The 17,190-nt window shown below is 69.3% G+C and carries 20 protein-coding genes; 5 read left to right on the forward strand and 15 right to left on the reverse strand.

What is annotated here, in order from left to right; all coding sequences use genetic code 11:
- Positions 1–116: 116 nt before the first annotated feature.
- The 3 genes from OEIGOIKO_RS02340 to OEIGOIKO_RS02350 all read right to left on the reverse strand — a co-directional run bounded on the left by OEIGOIKO_RS02340 (position 117) and on the right by OEIGOIKO_RS02350 (position 2,542).
- Entirely contained in the window at positions 117–560 is a 444-nt protein-coding gene (locus OEIGOIKO_RS02340; protein WP_125051349.1) for a hypothetical protein, read from the reverse strand.
- A 270-nt stretch (positions 561–830) separates the two neighbouring features.
- A complete protein-coding gene (locus tag OEIGOIKO_RS02345; protein ID WP_246177151.1) occupies positions 831–1,271 on the reverse strand; it encodes a recombinase family protein in 441 nt (146 codons plus the stop codon).
- Between the two features lie 71 nt (positions 1,272–1,342).
- A complete protein-coding gene (locus OEIGOIKO_RS02350; RefSeq protein WP_125051351.1) occupies positions 1,343–2,542 on the reverse strand; it encodes a helix-turn-helix domain-containing protein in 1,200 nt (399 codons plus the stop codon).
- 114 nt (positions 2,543–2,656) lie between these two features.
- Between OEIGOIKO_RS02350 and OEIGOIKO_RS02355 the strand changes: the two genes are divergently transcribed.
- The 4 genes from OEIGOIKO_RS02355 (at position 2,657) to OEIGOIKO_RS02370 (ending at position 6,723) form a co-directional block, all read left to right on the forward strand.
- Positions 2,657–3,331, forward strand: coding sequence for an HAD family hydrolase (locus OEIGOIKO_RS02355; protein WP_125051353.1), 675 nt, complete (start codon positions 2,657–2,659; stop codon positions 3,329–3,331).
- A gap of 863 nt (positions 3,332–4,194) precedes the next feature.
- A complete protein-coding gene (locus OEIGOIKO_RS02360; protein ID WP_218039970.1) occupies positions 4,195–4,941 on the forward strand; it encodes an ArdC-like ssDNA-binding domain-containing protein in 747 nt (248 codons plus the stop codon).
- Between the two features lie 81 nt (positions 4,942–5,022).
- Positions 5,023–6,018, forward strand: a complete 996-nt coding sequence (locus OEIGOIKO_RS02365) for a CpaE-like family protein (protein WP_125051355.1) — start codon at positions 5,023–5,025, stop codon at positions 6,016–6,018.
- A 279-nt stretch (positions 6,019–6,297) separates the two neighbouring features.
- Positions 6,298–6,723 (forward strand): hypothetical protein, encoded by a 426-nt coding sequence (locus OEIGOIKO_RS02370; RefSeq protein ID WP_125051357.1) that lies wholly within the window; start codon positions 6,298–6,300, stop codon positions 6,721–6,723.
- Positions 6,724–6,872: 149 nt separating this feature from the next.
- Here the strand turns inward: OEIGOIKO_RS02370 and OEIGOIKO_RS02375 are convergent, their stop codons facing one another.
- The 3 genes from OEIGOIKO_RS02375 to OEIGOIKO_RS02385 all read right to left on the reverse strand — a co-directional run bounded on the left by OEIGOIKO_RS02375 (position 6,873) and on the right by OEIGOIKO_RS02385 (position 8,614).
- Positions 6,873–7,589: a hypothetical protein gene (locus OEIGOIKO_RS02375; RefSeq protein WP_125051359.1), complete on the reverse strand. Its 717-nt coding sequence runs from the start codon at positions 7,587–7,589 to the stop codon at positions 6,873–6,875.
- On the reverse strand, positions 7,589–8,263 hold the full coding sequence (locus tag OEIGOIKO_RS02380; RefSeq protein WP_125051361.1) for a hypothetical protein: 675 nt from the start codon (positions 8,261–8,263) through the stop codon (positions 7,589–7,591). The genes OEIGOIKO_RS02375 and OEIGOIKO_RS02380 overlap by 1 nt, the downstream gene beginning before the upstream one ends.
- Before the next feature lie 102 nt (positions 8,264–8,365).
- Positions 8,366–8,614 (reverse strand): hypothetical protein, encoded by a 249-nt coding sequence (locus OEIGOIKO_RS02385; RefSeq protein ID WP_125051363.1) that lies wholly within the window; start codon positions 8,612–8,614, stop codon positions 8,366–8,368.
- A 223-nt stretch (positions 8,615–8,837) separates the two neighbouring features.
- Between OEIGOIKO_RS02385 and OEIGOIKO_RS02390 the strand changes: the two genes are divergently transcribed.
- On the forward strand, positions 8,838–9,065 hold the full coding sequence (locus OEIGOIKO_RS02390) for a hypothetical protein (RefSeq protein ID WP_125051365.1): 228 nt from the start codon (positions 8,838–8,840) through the stop codon (positions 9,063–9,065).
- A 46-nt stretch (positions 9,066–9,111) separates the two neighbouring features.
- On the opposite strand, the gene OEIGOIKO_RS02395 is transcribed toward OEIGOIKO_RS02390, so the two are convergent.
- The 9 genes from OEIGOIKO_RS02395 to OEIGOIKO_RS02435 form a co-directional block, all read right to left on the reverse strand.
- Positions 9,112–9,621 carry a hypothetical protein gene (locus tag OEIGOIKO_RS02395; protein WP_125051367.1) on the reverse strand — a complete coding sequence of 170 codons (510 nt, stop codon included), beginning with the start codon at positions 9,619–9,621 and terminating at the stop codon, positions 9,112–9,114.
- Between the two features lie 515 nt (positions 9,622–10,136).
- On the reverse strand, positions 10,137–12,140 hold the full coding sequence (locus OEIGOIKO_RS02400; RefSeq protein WP_125051369.1) for an FtsK/SpoIIIE domain-containing protein: 2,004 nt from the start codon (positions 12,138–12,140) through the stop codon (positions 10,137–10,139).
- 67 nt (positions 12,141–12,207) lie between these two features.
- Positions 12,208–13,080 (reverse strand): hypothetical protein, encoded by an 873-nt coding sequence (locus tag OEIGOIKO_RS02405; protein WP_125051371.1) that lies wholly within the window; start codon positions 13,078–13,080, stop codon positions 12,208–12,210.
- Between the two features lies 1 nt (position 13,081).
- Positions 13,082–13,522: a hypothetical protein gene (locus OEIGOIKO_RS02410; protein ID WP_125051373.1), complete on the reverse strand. Its 441-nt coding sequence runs from the start codon at positions 13,520–13,522 to the stop codon at positions 13,082–13,084.
- A gap of 148 nt (positions 13,523–13,670) precedes the next feature.
- The gene (locus OEIGOIKO_RS02415) at positions 13,671–13,934 is read right to left on the reverse strand and encodes a hypothetical protein (RefSeq protein WP_125051375.1); all 264 of its coding nucleotides are present in this window, start codon (positions 13,932–13,934) and stop codon (positions 13,671–13,673) included.
- The gene (locus OEIGOIKO_RS02420) at positions 13,921–14,391 is read right to left on the reverse strand and encodes a hypothetical protein (protein WP_125051377.1); all 471 of its coding nucleotides are present in this window, start codon (positions 14,389–14,391) and stop codon (positions 13,921–13,923) included. The genes OEIGOIKO_RS02415 and OEIGOIKO_RS02420 overlap by 14 nt, the downstream gene beginning before the upstream one ends.
- A gap of 44 nt (positions 14,392–14,435) precedes the next feature.
- Entirely contained in the window at positions 14,436–14,891 is a 456-nt protein-coding gene (locus tag OEIGOIKO_RS02425; protein ID WP_125051379.1) for a hypothetical protein, read from the reverse strand.
- Positions 14,892–15,032: 141 nt separating this feature from the next.
- On the reverse strand, positions 15,033–16,154 hold the full coding sequence (locus OEIGOIKO_RS02430) for an IS630 family transposase (protein WP_125051381.1): 1,122 nt from the start codon (positions 16,152–16,154) through the stop codon (positions 15,033–15,035).
- Positions 16,155–16,225: 71 nt separating this feature from the next.
- Entirely contained in the window at positions 16,226–17,038 is an 813-nt protein-coding gene (locus OEIGOIKO_RS02435; protein WP_125051383.1) for a hypothetical protein, read from the reverse strand.
- Positions 17,039–17,190 lie beyond the last annotated feature (152 nt).

Genomic DNA, 17,190 nt, shown 5'->3' on the forward strand with positions numbered 1-17,190 from the left:
CTGCCCCTCCCGACCCACGGGGGAGGTCGCTGCGGCGGGGCGTATGGGCACGGCTGCTCGGCGGCGCCGTAGCTACGCCGAGCAGCCGCCGCAAGGCCGGAGCTGACTCGTACCCGTCAACCGGGCCCCGCGTCCGTACCGCCCCGAGCGTGGAAAGGCGGCACGGAGGCTCTGCACAGATCGGTGGCGTTTCGGAGGACGTTGAGCACCGCCGCCAGATGCTGCGGCTGTGCCAGGTAGACGCCGGACCAGTACCGCGGCCGCGCCCACCGCAGCCCCTCCGTGCGGCCCGCATGCGGCACGATCAACGAGCCGGTGTCACGCACCACGACCGCCGGCTGAAGCCGCTGCCACAGCCAGGAGGCCGGGTCGGCACTGCCCCGGGGGATGAGCCACCAGGCTCGGTCATTTCGCGGGTCCACGATCGCTGGCGCCTCCACATGCCGTAGCTGACAGGCCCACTCGGCCGTCGCGGCCGGGACCTCGACCACGTCCCAGGCATCGCCAATGGGCATCACGGTCGAACCATTGCCGGGCGGAGCCGCCCACTGCTCGCTCATGTCGGTCGCCTCCCGCACGTCGCAACGAGCTGTTCCCATTCGCCCTCTGTGAACGCCCACGGCGGCTGCGTCGCGCAGGACCGGCACAGGAGGTAGGTCCAGCCAAGGCCGACCAGGTCGAACTCCTGGACCTCCACCAGGCCCTCGGTTGCCCCACAGTGGTTGCTGCACGTGTCAGCCACAAGTGCCTCCGGCGGCCGCGCCACGCCGTACGCCAGTGCCCCGGCCAGCGCCGGGACGATGATGACGTACGCGGCCTGGCGCCATCGGTCAGGCATCGGAGCGGCCGACGAGCACCGCGTGTGCCCGTTCGTCGGACTCGTCGAACGTCGTCGCCACGTAGCCGCCGGCCTGGGCCACGCGCTGCTGCAGCGCGATGCGCAGTTCGCCGTCGTGAGCGAGACGGTCCCACGTGTGCACCAGGCAGAGCACCGGCCGGATGCGGGCCTGCGTACGCATGATCTCCAGCAGAGCGGTAAGCCGGGGCCGCCTGGGGCCCAAGGCGTCATCGCCGCGGTCGATCCACTGGTCCGCCACCTGCCAGTCGTGACGCCTGGCGTAGGTAAGGCAGCCTTCGAGCCGCATGTCCAGGATGACGTGGGACCGCGTCGCGTTCCGATCGTAGATGAACGCGAGCGGCCGCGCCCCGCCGCTGTTTCCGTACAAGTTCGCAGTTGGGCGGGCGGATGTGGGAATGGGACCAGTGCTCATGTGCAGGACCGTAAGGGCAGGAAAAACCGGCCACCCGAACTGAGAGTTCGGGCGAACCACGGGCTCGGCTACTACAAGAGACCGAGTCGGTGGGCGAGGCCTTCTGCCTGCCGTGCGTGCATCGCCCGAGCCCGCCGGACGAGCCCGAGCACCAGGCCGCGCGCCATAGGGGTACGCGCCAAGTCCTCTGGGGCCAGCGTCTCCAGTTGCAGCAAGTGCAGAAGAGTCGCCGGGTCCTCTCGCCGCAGGTCGTAGCAGCGCGCTACCTCCAACGCGAAGGTGAACTCACGCTCGATCGACTGCACGGCGCTCGTGTCCACCCGGTCCGCCAGGTACAGGGCCTCACTGATGTTGCCGGCTTCCATCTCCACAGTGACCCGGTGGAGTTCGACATTCGTCGGTCCGAATACGGTCCACAGGAAGTTGCCCTCGCCGGTCACGGCGGCGGCCGGCGCCGCCTTCTTGCGGATGCGATCGCGTGCCGTGTCCCAGTCGCGACGCCGAGAGGCAGCGACGGTCGAGACGAGATGCAGCGCTCCCGTCATCGCTGCGCGCTCCGCGTCGTCCGGTACCTCGGCGTGCAGGGCCGCGATGCCGTGCATGGCGACGTGCTCGGCGCCGTCGTGCTCATCTGTAGCGAGCAGGACGTGTCCCAGGTTCCACTGGGCCGCGGCGACACGCAGTGGGTCGTCCGCGTCCTCGGCAGCTCGTACGGCCCGATCGGCTGCCATGAGCGACAGGTCCAGGCGGCCGGTTCGGCGCAGGTAGGACCGGAGCAGAAAGTACAAGTCGGCTGCCGCTCGCAGCACTTGTCGCCGTTGCTGCACGTCCGTACCCGATCGGTGGGCGCGGACCGAGTGCTCGACCTCGGCGATCAGACCGGGCAGCACCTTCGCGACATCGGTGAACCGCGTAGGCGACTGCTGCCAGCTGCGCCACGCCGCCTCGATCCGCTCCCGCAGTTCGCGCGGACCGACGGCAGGTGTGCTCAGCGCGGGTCCGTAGCCCATGAGCGCACGCACCACGCCGGCCTCCGCCGTGGGCGGTGGGGCCGGAGTTGACGTGGTCTGGTCTGAGAGTAGGGCTGCGATGGGCACTCCAAGCTCCCGAGCAATGGCGTAGAGGATGTGCAGGGACGGCATCTTGAGTCCGCGCTCGATCTGCGAGAGGTAGTCGGGCGTGATGCCGACGAGGCCGGCGACGACGTCTTGCTGGCGGCCCTTACGGTAGTGGCGAACCCTGTCCCCGATGGGCAGGTCCGGAGCGACCATGCCCCGCTCCCTTCGACCACGAGTTGTTTCGTCTTGCAGCGTAGAGGCCTGAGCACCCACGGCGTAGGGCATTGACTACCGTGTGAAGCAGATGGCGGACAGAGGAGTGCACGGATGACACAGCTCGTGCTCTGGGACATCGACCACACCCTCGTGAGCACGCGGGGCGTCGGACGCTCCCTGTGGGCGGAGGCCTTCCGTCAGGTGACGGGCCAGGAGATGAAGGAACAGGCGAAGATCGACGGTCTGACGGAGCAAGTCATCTTCCGCGAGACGGCCAAGCTGCACGGACTCACCACGAACCGTGCCGACTTCGACGGGTTCGCTCAAACACTCGGCGAACTGCACGTCCGGCGCGCGGCCGACCTCCGCGAGCGCGGTCACGCGCTCGACGGCGCTGCCTCGGCCCTCGACGCGCTGGCCGCCCGCGGTCTACGCCAGACCGTGGTGACCGGTAACGTGCGGGCAGCCGCGGAGGTGAAGGTCGCCACCTTCGGTCTCGATCACCACTTGGACCTGCCGGTCGGCGCGTACGGCGAGGACGCCGAGGAACGCGCGGAGCTGGTGGCGATCGCTCTGAAGCGCGTTGGTCACCAGGCAGACGTAACAGTCCTCGTCGGGGATACGCCGGCGGATGTGGCGGCGGGCCTCAGTGCCGGCGTGCGCGTCGTCGGGGTGGCTACTGGGCGCAGCAGCTCCGATGAGCTGTACGAGGCCGGGGCGCACGCGGTGCTAGCCGATCTGTCCGAGACGCGGGGAGTTCTGAAGACACTCATTGTCGATGTTTGACCCGCCCGCCGCCGAGCCACCGCTCACCGCTGACGCGGCACCGAACTTACAGGTGTAACAGTTAAAAACGTGCCCCCATTCAGCTTGCAGCCGAACGCACCGTCCGGACCGCATACGGGCGTCGTGGGCCCACAGTGTCGTCGGCACGTCCGGGGCACAGACATCATCGATGTGACATTTTGCCGCGCAATGCTTCTTGGACTCAATAAGAAGAATCACCGACTCCGACAAAACTCTTAGGACACAGTCCCTTCTCATGACCGGCCGCCCATCCTATAGGTGACGCTTCGGGTACCCCTGCCGCGCGGGCTTCCGCCTAAACAGGAATGCTCAGCCATTGCCCTAGGCGCTGGCCTCGCCCATGGGTACCCCTACCGCTGTCGGCCGAGACTGAACACTGCCCACGTCAGTGCGGCAATGTGCACGCCGTTCACGGAGCCAGTCGGCACCCTTGCCAGCACCCGCCAGACGCACATCACCTTCCCCAACTCGACAACCGAGCGCGGATCCGCACCACCAACCCTTCACACCTCCCGCTCCGGTCCCACGGTGCGACCCATCCTTTAGGCGTTTTCACCTGATCACGGTCAACTCAGGTCGTCTCTGAGCAGTAACCAAAATGACCACCCACCCTTCAATTGCCGCGAATAAATCATCAATCTCGCGCACCCAGTTCGGAAATATTCATTGACTCGATCTTGCCATATTAGTAATTTACTAGTTATCAGAAAGGAGCTGCGGCCACATTCAAGGAAGTGGACACCATGACCGCAATCGCCAAGCGTCCCCGGCTCACCGATGACATTCGGTCCGCCCGGCTGACACAGGCTCATGAACAGCTCCAAAGCGCGGTGGAATCCCTGATGACTTCAGCGGGATGGCAGCAGCTGATCACCGCTCGCCGCTGGCTGAGGTCCTACAGCCTGAATAACGTGCTACTGATCCTCGCCCAGCGTCCCGGCGCCACCGACGTGCGTTCCTTCCGCGCCTGGCAGGAAGTCGGACGGCATGTCTGCCAGGGCGAACGCGCCCTGCGCATCTGGGCCCCGTCGACCCGTAGGCGCCCCGACCCGGACACCCCCGAGGACGCACAGGACGAGTCCGCGATCGTGACCCGATTCGTCCTCGTCCCGGTCTTCGACGTGGCCCAGACCGACGGCGCGCCTCTTCCGGCACCGGCCAGCGCCACCCCGGAACGGCTCACCGGCGACGCCCCGGCCTGGCTGTGGCAGGCAACCGTCGCTGTGATCAGCGACGACGGTTTCACCGTGGAACGCGGTGACTGCCACGGCGCCTACGGACACACCGACTTCCTTCGCCACACGGTGCGGGTGCGTGCTGATGTCGCAGCGGCTCAAGCCACCAAGACGCTGGTGCACGAACTCGCGCACATCCGCCTCGACCACGACACCCGTAGTCTGTCCCGGCCTACAGCGGAGGTGGAGGCCGAGTCCGTCGCCTGCATCGTCAGCGCGTGCGCCGGACTGGACACCCTGCCCTACTCCGTCCCGTACGTCGCCGGGTGGGCTTCCACCCCTCAGGCCGCGCAGGACAGCGCGGGCCGAGTGCTCACGGTCGCCGACGCCGTCACCACGGCGCTCGGTCTCTGAACATCCCTTCCGGCCCGTCCCTTCGGGTTGGCGCCCCTGGGTGGGCCGGACCACCGGCAACCCGTTCTCCGGGGAGACATCATGACCCCAGCAGCCTTACCCGTACTTCTGGTGACCGAGGACCACGATCTGCGCGACCACATCACCTGGCTCGCCGACCCCGTCCCCGTCCTGGCCACCACTCCGCAATCCCTCACCGACCAGCAGTGGCATGACGCCTACCTCGTCCTGGTCGGTGACCGGAGCGCAACCGCTCTGGCCGAGCAGCACCCCGCGCACCGCGACCGCGTCATCGTGGTGGGCCACGACCCCGATGACGCTCAGGTGTGGGAGCGGTCCGACTCCCTGGACGCCTCCACCGTCATGGTCTTGCCGTACGACCAGGCGACGCTGCGCCGCCGGGTTCTGTACGCCGAACGCGGGTCCGACCCCACGTGCACCGTCGCCGTGCTCTCGGGTTGCGGCGGCGCAGGCGGGACTCTTTTCGCCACTGCGGTGGCCATGGCGGCCCGTCGAGCCCACCACCGGGTGGCGCTGATGGACGCCGATCCGGTCGGCCGCGCGCTTCAGCTCCTCCTGGAAGAGGTGGCCACCCATCAGGCCCCGGACGCCTTCGACGGCCCCGGCGACGAGGCGGCCCCGCTGGTCTGCGCCACACGACCGGTCGGGGTGTGCGGCGGGATCGACCCCGAGGATTACCTGCCGGTGCTTCATTTCCTGCAAGCCGATCAGGACATCGTGGTGGTGGACGCTCCCCGGGGGCCGTCCGACGCAGCCGCCGCACTGCTGGAACACAGCGACCTGACTTTGATCGTCGTGCCGGACACCCAGCACGGGATCGCCAGCGCTGCCCGGGTCCTGGACTGGGTGACCGGCTTCGCCTCCCGCACCGCCATCGTGGTGCGGCGTTGCACAGACGAGGCTCCGCCTCCGGACAAGGTGGCGAACGTGCTGCACACCTCGTTGTTGGGGTGCATCGACACGGAACGGGCCGATTGCGACGGTGAGATTGTCGTTCGGGGCAGCGTGGCCGACTTGGCCGACGCGCTGGTGGACGACCAGTTCGGCTTGGGGTGACTCTTCGGCCGACGACTCTCACGGCTCTGGCCCGGCGCACTGCTCCGGGCCAGAGCCACGTCGCAGGAATGGACGTCTGGGACGATGCGGCACTGCCGCCCTGCCGCCCTGCCGCCCCTCCTAGGATCGAGACGGCCGACGGACGAACCCTCGCGGGTCTGGCGCCGCCCGCCGGCCGCGGCAACCCGCCCCGCAACCGGGGCCTTTCCCAGCGTAGAGCCGGTGGCCCGGCGCTGATACGGTGCATCGATCAGCCGCTGGCCTCTGGAGTGCTCCTCCGTGCCCCGTCACCCGCCGGTTCGCCTGGCCCCCGACGAGATCACCCTCATCGGCTTGGCCGAGGAAGCGCAGGTCCACGTCGTGACCGTGTACCGGTGGATGGGCGAGGAAGGCGCACCGGCACCGGTTCGGATCATTCCGCGCGGCCGGGGCGTGAAGGTCTATCGGCGCGCGCCCGCTCTGGCGTACGTACGAGCCCGCAAGGACGACAAGCGGCCGGCGCCCGTGACACTCGACCTTCCACCGGACACCCGTGTCACCCTCTACGGCTTCGCCCGGGCCATCGGTCAGCCCGGCGCGAGCGTCTACCAGTACCAGGACAGACCCGGCTTTCCGCGCCCTGCGGCCGACGGGACGTACGAACTCGGCGTGCTGCTGCAGTGGTGGAACAGCCGGCCGGGGCCAGGCCGACCGCGACGGCGGTGAATGTCCTGGGTCGTCGGTCAGCGTGAGCCTCTAGCAAAGTCGCGGTCTCGCGGGACGCGGGAGGCCCGGCCGCGCTGCAGCGAGCCGGTGCGCGCCAGCGCGGCCGGGGCGGGCGGAGCGCGCACCCAGCCCCGGACCGCTCGGTGGGATCAACCGTCGGGGACCCAGCGCATGGCATCTCCGCTGACGTCCTCGTCGTCCCGAGCCTGGTCGAGGAGCGCGGACGCATGGTCCGTACACGGCTCCCCCACGACGGAGTTGTACGACGACACGGCACGCCAGCGGCTGTACGGGCCACGGTAGAGGGCCGGGACCGGGTACGTATCGGAAGTGAGGCCCTCGGGCCCGTTACCGTTGTCGGTCCACCACCGGACGGCGATCCGGTCAGTGGCAACGTCGCGTTCCTCGCGGCTGGCGAATACCTCCACGGCCGTTTCGCCCGCGACGTAGGTGGCGAGGCCGTACACCCCTCGCAGAGGCAGGTCGCAGTGCACCAAGATCTGATACGGCCAGCTCCCGAGCTCCCAGCCGTTTCCGCCCCAGACGCCGACGTAGCGCCAAGGGGCGGGGAGCTGGCTGACCCACGCGCCACCGCCGCGCCTCAATTCGTCCTCGGGGAGGCTGGGCAGCAGGTCGCTCGGTGACGAGTTCGCGGGCGTTGTGGACACTGCCTCCCGATCTGCCTGGCGAGCGCTACCGCGCCGCAGCAGAAGGACCAGTTGCTGCTCTTGCGCAGCACTCACCCGCACCTGCCAGGTGTGGTGCGCCGGGTTGTAGACCGCGCGCTCCAGCGCATCCCTGAGGGGCGCGCTGAGCTCACAGGCGAGCAGTACGGTAAAGGCCGCTTCAGTGAAGGTGGCTTCCATCAGGTGCCGCCGAAACCTGCGTAGGAGCGCGTGAGCGACCGAGCGACGGCCGGAGCCGGGCTACCAGACACGGAAGCCGCCGCCGTCGCGGGCGCGCCGGAGGTACCGAATCCACTCGGGCCACCAGTCGAGCCGGGTGGTGATTTCCCTTTGGACCTTCCGGTGCGCAACGGCCCACCATCCCAGAGCCGCGTCGATTTCAGCAGGGGTGACGAGCCAGCCGTCGTTGCTGGAGAACTTGTAGGCCGGGATGCCGGTGGGGTGTTGCGCGGAAGGTCCACGACCACCTGGGTGGCCGCGTGGAAGGCACGGACCGTCTCCGGGGCGTCCTCGTCATCCGGACCGTAGTCCCACAGTTCGTCCGCCGTCGTCCCGTAGTCCTGAGGGTCGGGTGTGGGCGGCGGGGCCAGGTGAGTGAGCATGCCCAGGGCCTCCATGACGGAACAGGCCTCGCTCATGCCCCAGATGTTCAGGCGGAAGTAGGACGTGTGCACCGCTTCCATCGCGGCATACGTCTCCTCCACCCGGCCCTGCGCGGCCGTGTAGTTGGCATGGCCGTTCAGCAGGCGCAGGGCGTCGCGGTCGCACACGGCGGCGTGGAAGGCGGCGCTGGCGGCCTGGTAGGCGGCTTCCTCGTTCTCCGCCGGGTGTTCAATGTACATGTCGTAGCCCATGACGATCTCCTTGACGACTGGGCTGACGTTCGTCGGAGTCGGCCGCGCCCGCCCAGGATGCGCGGGGGCGGCCTGACAGTGCGTTCGGCGTACTGTCACGGCTCAGCCGCAAGCGGCGGAGCGGGTGAGGGAAGTTCGGCGCACGTGGTGCGGCCCAGGCAGTTCCCCCCAGGGGTCAGCGAGTGCAAACCGGATCATGGGGAAGCCCAGTTGGTCGAACGCCGCGCAGTTGCCGCACCGGCACGGCAAGGCGATCCACAGGCCGTGGTGAGTGGGGATCGACCCGTGGTAGAGCACCAGGTCACCCGGTTCGATCAGGTCGGCGGAGCGGAACAGCGCCTCATCGGACATGGAAGCCCCCTCATGGCCGGACGCGGGATGCGAGTGAGGTCGTAGTGCGCCTCGTGACGTACCTGGCAGCGAAGCATTTTCTCTATTCGGACTGCCATGTTTTTGTAGCTACAAATATAGCGCCTTCGTAGCTACAAGACAATCTCCTCGGGGGAGATTTCGTAGCTACAGATACACGCAGATGACCTTGCTGCTCGTAGCTACGATCCACTACCTTCCCCCCATGACCGACGACACCGAGGGCACTTACGACAAGCCGCGCCAGATCCGTGTCCCCGACGACGAGTGGATCCCCTTCGAGGCGGCGACGAAGGCCGCCCACCCCACCGGCCGCAGCCCCCGCGCCCGCGTCGTGCGCGAGTTCATACGCTGGTACATGCGCCGCCCCGGTGCGAAGCTCCCGGCACGCCCGCCCGCCGGCCCCTGGTCTGAGCCGCCGAGCGGCTCGTAAGCGCCAGACCCGTCGCTGTACAGGAGCCGTGGGAACTGAACGTCGATCAGTCCTCTTCCCACGTGCCGCGCACGGTGCCCCGAAAAGTGCCCGTGCGCCGACGGCCCGGCGGTGTGCACACGGCCACGACGCCGCCGATCACCGCAAGGGCCACCAAGAGCTTGAAGCCGACGGCAAGGACTGCTCCGACGGCGGTGGCGCCTGCCACGATCTGCGGCGCCCAGACGATGCCGACGATACCGCCGGCGACAACAGCTGCTCCGGCGACGACGCACCGGGGATGAGTGAGCAGCCAGTCGGGCAGACACCGCCGTTTCGGGCGCGACTGGGAGGAAGACGGCAGTGCCGGTGACGGCGCCGGGAGAGGGACGACCTCATACACCGTCTCCGTGCCACCGTCGGGGCCGATGCGGTGCGTCTGGCGGATCGTGTAGCCGGACGGGACCGGCGCTGGCGGCGCGGTCGGAGCGTACGGCGCGGAGTTGGGGAACGCCTCACCGAGAAGTCGCTCGACGGTGGTGCGCTGCTGTGAAGTGAGGGGTGTCGGATCGGTCATGGTGCGATCTCCGGAGAGGTGGAGGGCGGGGCCCGGTGACGGCGGGCCCCGCACCGGTGACAGGGTCAGGCAGCGGGGCGATCGTCGTCGACAGCGCACTGACGTCGTTCCGACGGGCCAGGCGGCCGGGGACGGCGCCGAAGCGCAGGAGCACGCAAGGGGCGACGACCGTCACCGCCCGGTCGCCAAGGCGGGTGACGCTCTCCTTCACGTCGGGGACCGCGCTGGCAGGACACTCCAGTTCCACCTCGACGGTGTACGCGCCCGCCGGACAGGTGACCTCCCGATCCGCGGATTGCTCGCGCAACCGCGCCAGTTCAGCGTCCTGCGCGGGCCTACGGTGACTGTCGGTCGGCATGTGCGAGTGAACGCATCGCATAACGATCTCCTGGGAACGAGTGGGGCGGCCGATTGGCCAGCTCCCCGCGGTCCCGGGCCCCCGGGGCCACAGGCAGCCGTCAGACGACGGGCCCGAGGTCTGCTCGGACGAAGCCCTTGTGGTTCACCTACCGGCGTCAGGCGGCGGACACCGTCTCGTCTTCCTCTTCATCGTGCGCGCTGTGCTCGACGACCCACGTACCGCGCGCCACCTTGGTGACAGCGCCCTCGTCCGCCAACCGGGCCAGGGCCGACGACGCGGTCTGCAACGGCACGTCCAGCGCCCGGGCGATCGCGCCGGTGTACGCGAAGGCGCCGTTCAGGCCGATGAGGTGATCAAGGATGGCCTGCTTGCAGGTGCCCGCCCGCGCCGCGGCCTCCTGGCCGGCGGGCGTCTGCGGCAGGGTCGGGCCACCGGACTCGTCCCCGTCCTCCAGGGCGAAGGCGGGCGCATCGACAGGCATCTGCCAGCGTTCTTCGCGCCGCCGACGCCAGGTTGCGAACGGTTTCCCGGCCGCGGTGACAGCCGACTGCTCCAGCGACGTCTCGGTCCCGGACCGCGCCCACCGCAGCGGGTCGGCCAAGAACAGAGTTCGCATCACCGACGGGCGCGCCGAGGGGCCAAGGGCGTAGCCCAAGCCCGAGGTGGAGGAGCCGTCGCCCCATTCGCGCGGCAGCTTGTGGGGGTACACGGGGAACGCCGACTGGAAGGCGACCTGCCCGGAGATGGCCATCGAGGTCCGCAACACGATCACGTTTCCGGCGGCGACCTGCGCCCGCAGGACGTGCGAGTTGCCCAGCTGGTCGAGCAGCGGCATCTGCGTGACCAGTCGCAGCCGTACCCCGCATTTGCGGCCCATCTTCGCGATCTCCTGGCACAGCAGGACCGCGATCGGGTTACGCAACACGGCGTGCGCCTCGTCGATGGTGATCGACAGCAAGGGCATGCCGAGCAAGCCTGGGGTGAAGCCTTTGAAGCCGCGCCGCGTGGTGCCGTACTCGTCGGTCCACTCGGTCCGGGAGAGGACAGCGGAGCGCTGGTACATGACCCGCACCGCGGCCATCAGCAGGAGAAGGCCTTCCTCGACGGAGTCGGCGAACCAGCCGACGTCGTCCTGCCAGTCAGGCAGGGACTGACCACCCTGCGGGTCGATGACCCAGGAGTGGATCAGCGCCGCGTGCTTCTCCGTAGCCAGCAACGCGTCCAGCAGGCGTGACTTACCGCTGTCGGTGTCGCCGGAGATCAAGTCATGGACGGGGCCGGAGCCGGCGCGCCAGAACCGGTACCGCACTGGGGTGCCATCGGCGTACACCCCGATCTGCGCGACTCCGGTCGTCTCGTTCAGGACCTGGGGGCCGGGCCAAGGATGGACTCGCTGGAGCGGATTAACGGTGTAGACGGTCAGCGCGGCGTGGTCCTCGGCACCGTCGGGCATCCGCTCGATGACGACGGATGCCAGCGGCACCCGGTAGGCGCTGGCCACCCGCGCCGCGGCACCGATGGCCTGCTCGGCGGTCAGGTCCCCGGCCGGCAGCTCGATCGTGGCCTTCCAGCCGTATCCGTTGACGAGATCCTGCACCTCGGCCAGCACCGAGCCGGGCAGCGCCTTCCCCGGTGCGGCGATGCGCTCGGCCCACACCTGCGCCCGCTCGGTCTCCTGGAGCGGTGCGATGGGACGGATCCGGCGACGCCACCAGTACGGACCGGCGACCGCGAGGAACCACAGCAGGGTCAGCCCCGGCACGGGCGGGGTGAGCGGGCCTATCAGTGCCATCGTCATCAGCAGCGCCGCCGCGCCGCCAGTCGTGGCGAGGTACCAAAGCAGGACGCGGGGCGTGGCCGCCCGCTTACGGGCGGCGCGGCGCCGGAGCCGCCAGGCGAGTGCTGCGGCCCCGGCAGCGGACAGCACGGCGGCCGTCGGCGCCCCACCCCGGCTGACTGCCAGGACCCCGCCCAGGCCGGTCAGGCCGGCCGTCGCGTACAGAGGCGCCAGGCGCTTCCGGTACTTGATGCCGAGGCGCACCAACGCCCGTGTTGAACGGCCCGCCCGGCACAGCCCGGTGGCGGACACGCTGCGGCGCGACACCAGCACCTTGCCCTGGTGTCGGTCGGTCCGTGCCTTCGTGACGGTGAGCAGCATCCGATCGGCTTCCGTGCAGCGTCATCCAGCGGCGGCCGCCCGCCAGGAACGGCCGGCCCGCAAGACATCAATCGCCCTGGTAATACGCCTTCTGCGCGGCGTCGGGGTTCGAGTCGTGGGCTTCCTTCATCATCTGGTGCTTGGCGACGACGATCTGCTTGGCCTGTTCGGCCTGCGCCTTGAGCGCCTCGCAGGAGGCCAGCCGCTGCTCGGCTGCCATCGCCCGCTGCTGGAACGGTTCGACCAGGGCCTGCACCTGGCCCACGGACTCGGGGTCCAGGGCGATCTCCTCGCTGGCCAGCCCGGCGGCCAGCGCTTCGACGTTGGTGACCTCCTGGTTGGAGCGGGCCAGGTCGGCCGAGGCGTCGTCGTGGTTCGCCGCGGCCTCGTGGATGATGGCATCGAGCGCGGTCAGCAGCGCGGTGTGGTTGGTGGCCTCCGCGGTGGTCGTAGTGATCGGCATGGTGCGTACTCCCTTGTTGTCAGACTCGGTTGCCCTCACGGGCAGGTTGTCGTCATCCGCACGGGAACCAGACCTGACCGGACCGGTCTTCGCGGAGGTTTTCTTCGGCAGTGGGTCCGGAGCGGATGCGGTCGTCACCTCGTACGGCTTCTTCGGCCGTACGAGACCGGCGTCGCGGTCTGCGTACGGCCGAACACTGCGCCGGTTTGTACGGTCGAGCACCCACTCCCGGCCCTTCGGCCAGCCGCGCCGCCAGCCCTTGTTGAAGCCGCGGGCGGCCAGGCCCAGCGAATGCGCCGTCGTCGAAGCGAGGGCCCCCAGGGACACGCCGCCCGCTTCCCCGATCGCTGCCGCGTTCCGGTCGGCGTTCTGAACCTTCTTTTGGCGGTAGTGGTCGCCCATCTCGCGTCGCGCGGCCTGCGCCCCCTGCGCGGCGCCGAAGGAGAACGCCATGATCAAGATCAGCAGCAGGATCATGTCAGCCCCCGAACATCCACTGTCCGCCGCCGCCGACCACGCTCGCCAGGGCCCCGCAGAGGCCCATCACGACCGCGCCGGCGGGGCCGGGGATCGTGGCCCCGGCAACCGGCAGGGCCACCGCGCAGCCCAGGGTGCGCGTGCCGATGTGCTTCTTCCACACATCCAGCCCGAGGACGACCGCCACGGCGATCCCGATCAGTCCCGTGACCGCCGTTCCCAACCACGTCGTGAGCACACCGGACAGCCACCCGTCGGCGGTACGCACCCAGCGGCGCAGCATCTCCCCCACCGGGGTCCCCACGATCGACATCATCCCGACGACGATCAGCACGACGGTGATACGCGGCCACACCCGGCCGCCGACGAAGTGCAGGAGGCCGGCGACCAGGAGCGCGACCACACCCACCGTCACGCTGATCCCCGCTTCCAGTCCAGGCATGACGCCCTCCCTTCTCACGCTCGCAGTTACGGCCCGTCGGCGCGGCCTCGCGCGCGACGCGCACCCGCGCGCGTCGCGACGGCTGACGTTGGGAACCGGGTACGCAGACGTCGGTCGGTGGGTACATGGCTGGGTACTTCACCGTGCGTCACCGCCCCGCGATCTGTCGTCGGCACCGGTCCAGGGCTGCGGAGACCGTGCTCCAGGCGGCCTCCCGGCGCTCGTACGGCAGACGGGAGACCTCGGTGCGCAGCCAGTCCCACCGAACCAGGGCACGCTCACGCTCCCCCGCGCCCGACCTGATCTTGTACTGCCAGTGAGCCGCGATCCGGACGGTGCGGCGCTGCCGCCGCGTCTTCCCGAAGTCCCTGACGTCCTCGTCCATGACCTGGCTCTCGCTACCCGGCCACATCCGACAAGTCCTCGCCGCGGCAGCCGGCCGCATGATGCTCGGCCTGTTCCGCGGCGGCGCCGAAACCCGCGTCAGCCTCTTCCCGGGCGCAGCCGTGGCAGACCCAGCGCACCCGCGTCGTTCCGGCTTGGTACGGGCTGGCCGGCCGGGGCACGGCCGCGACCACCTCGACTGCGGCGCCAGCGCGATTGCTCAGGCGCAGCCAGAGGTGGCCAGTACCGCTGACAGGGAGGTCGGGACGGAGCGCGTAGACGCTGCCGCGGCCCGTCCGGTGCAGCAGACCACTGGAATACAGCTCATAGAGGGCGTTCCTGGCGCGCGTCCAGGTCAGGCCCGGGTGTGCGGCCTTGAGGGTCAACGGGGTGATGCGCTGGTCGGGACCGAAGTGATCCAGTCGGGCGGTGAGCCAGTCGATGAGTTCGTCCGAGCTCGGCGGCCCTGTCGTGGTGGTGTCCATTGGTTGTCTCCACGATGTGCGCGCGACCAGAAGCCGCGCGCCGATTAGTTGCGGATGGAGTCGGTGGTCCGTGTGGGGACTTCCTCGGCCGACTCCACTGGGGCGTGCAGCAGTCGCTGCATTCGCTGCGCCCGCTTCTGTCCGATGCGCAACTCGGTCTGCAGGCGACGTAGGGAGGCCGGGCGTCCGGTCTCAGCCCGGGCGGCTTGATCAACGCGGAGGGCACCCTGCAGCAGGATGGCGTCGGCCCCCGCATCCGGCTCGTCGCAGGTATCCGCACCCGTACGGCCGTCCGGCACCCAGCGAGCTTCTACACGCGACCGCGGCTGATCAGCAGCGGATGCGCATTCCAGGCCACGTGGTCGTACGGCGGCAGTGCTGCGCAGAGCGATCTCGACCAAGGTCGCGGAGACAACGACGCCGTGCTCGATGAGCAGACTCGCCAGCTCGGCGGGGGCCAGATCCGGATGCGTATCCGCGACCTTGCGAATGGCATCCATCGGGTGCATTCCAACGAGTGCACGGTGGGCGACAGCGGCCGGCGATCGAGGCCGGTCGGACATGTCCGCCTCCGGCGTCCACGGTGAGGGCAGTTCCACTGTGGCTAGTGCTGTGACCGGGAAGGTTTGCCGGGTTGGTGGTCAGGTCGCGGCAGGCGATGGTCTGCCGCCCCAGCGGACGCCTTTTTCGCTGCGGATGCGGGCGCGTTCGCGTCGTTGGGCGGCGAGGATGTCGGGGTGACGGGTGTGCTGGTTGCGCCAGCGCAGGTAGGCGTGCAGGGCTCTGGTCTGGACGGTGTGGTTTGGATGGTCGGAGTTGGCGAGGGTGAACTGCCGCAGGGGCCCGAAGTGGGCCTCGATGGGGTTGGCCCACGACGCATAGGTCGGGGTGAAGCACAGCTCGACGTTCTTGCGGGCTGCCCACCTGCGGATGCGCCAGTTCAGGTGGGCGGAGAGGTTGTCGAGGATCACGTAGACCGGGGCGCCGTCGGGGCGGGCCGCGCGGATCGACCGCAGGGCGGCCCAGGTGTGGTCGATGCCTTTGCGCTTGCGGTTGACGCCCCACAGTTTGTCGTCGCCGACCGAGTAGCAGCCGTGGAAGTAGGTGATGCCGTGGGTGCGGCGGAACGTGGCCGGCAGCCGCTCGGGCCTGCCGCGTCCGGCCCAGCAGGAGCCGGCAGTGGGGCGGATGCCCAGCGGCCCGAACTCGTCGAACGCGAACGTGCGGTCCGCGCGCTCATTGAGCGCGTACTCGATGTGTTCCAGCTTGGCGTCGAACGTCGGGTCCGGGGACTCCTTCCAGGTCTTGGTGCGCTGGAAGGAGATCCCCCGGCGGGCCAGCAGGCAGCGCAGTGTCTCCCGGCCGATCCGGACGGGCCTGGCGGCGTCGCGGCGCAGGTGATCGGCGAGTTTGCGGATCGACCAGCGGGTGAAGGGCTTGCCCAGCACAGTGGGGCGGGTGGCGGCCGTCCGGACGACGAAGTCCTCGTCGTCACCGCTCAGCAGGCGGGGACGGCCTCCCGTCCACTGAGGGTCCAGGCATGCGAGCCCGATCTCGTTGAAGCGGTGGATCACGTCACGGACGGTGTCCTCGTCCGCCTGGACCAGGTGCGCGATCACTGGGACCGTGCTGCCGCCGGCCGAGGCCAGGAGCATCATCGCCCGCCGAAATCGCACCGAGTTCGTGCTGCCCCGCCGAACGACGTGCTGGAGCTTCTGTCCTTCCTGCTCAGTCAGCCTGCGGACCTTGACCGGTAAAGCCATACCCGCCTCCCATGCCAGTCGGCGTCCTCACACCCGACTAGCACAACCGACAACCCGGCAAACCTTCCCGGTCACAGCACTAGCGACCGGGCATGCCGACGCGCGGCCAGCAGCTGCAGCAACATCTGCTTCTGCTCCGGGTGCGCGCCGGCCTGCGCGCGGCCGACGGCCAGTGACAGCTTGCGCGCGACCCTCTCCCGCTGCTTGTCGTCGGCCGACATCTCGGCGAGGCGGGTGGCAAGGCTGACAGCCTTGACGGTCCACCGGTCGCGAGTGATCTGCTCAGCCGTACGGTCGCGTACCGCCAGCCCGATGCGAGACAGCAGCCGCTTACGGCCCTCGCGCCACAGCACGCTCGGCAGCGACTGGGACTCGGCATCGGGCTGTCGGTGACGCAGCTCGATGCCCATGGCCAGGTGCCACAGCCAGGCCGCCATGACCGGGCCGACAAAGGCGCGGACGATGCCGCCCCAGAACCCGGATTCCGCGAACGCCGGAATGATCTGCACGCCGGTGATGACCCACACGAGCACGCCCGGCGTACCCGGCATCCCCTTCTCCCGAAGGTTCTGTCGGGCCATCAGGGCCACCGCGAACAGCGCCAGCTCAGCGGCGCCGAACAGCGTTGCCCGCTCTTCCAGCGCGACCATGCCCAGCACGTGTTCGGCGAAGCGCCACGAGGTGTCGGCGCTGTAAGCGGTGCAGCCGGCCGCGGCGAGTGCGGTCACCAGGACGGCAGCGGGCGGCCGGGGCCGGTCGGGGCCAGGAGCACTTGCCCGACAGCGACGCGCGAGCACAATCGCCACCAGGACGCACGCCCCTGCGCCTCCGACGGTCACGGAAGCGTGCTCGCCGAACCAGCGCAGCAGCTCCGGGAAGTTCACTTCACATCAGTCCTCCGGTCGCGAGGCGAGAGGCGACCCCAGTGGCCCCGGCCGCAGCGCTCTTCTGGAACCGCACCAGGGAACGAGCGATCGGCGACTCGCTGGTCGTGCCCTTCGCAGCCGACATCCAGCGGAGAGCTGAGAGTGGGCAG

It is taken from the genome of Streptomyces paromomycinus, from assembly GCF_003865155.1.
GTDB lineage: Bacteria > Actinomycetota > Actinomycetes > Streptomycetales > Streptomycetaceae > Streptomyces > Streptomyces chrestomyceticus.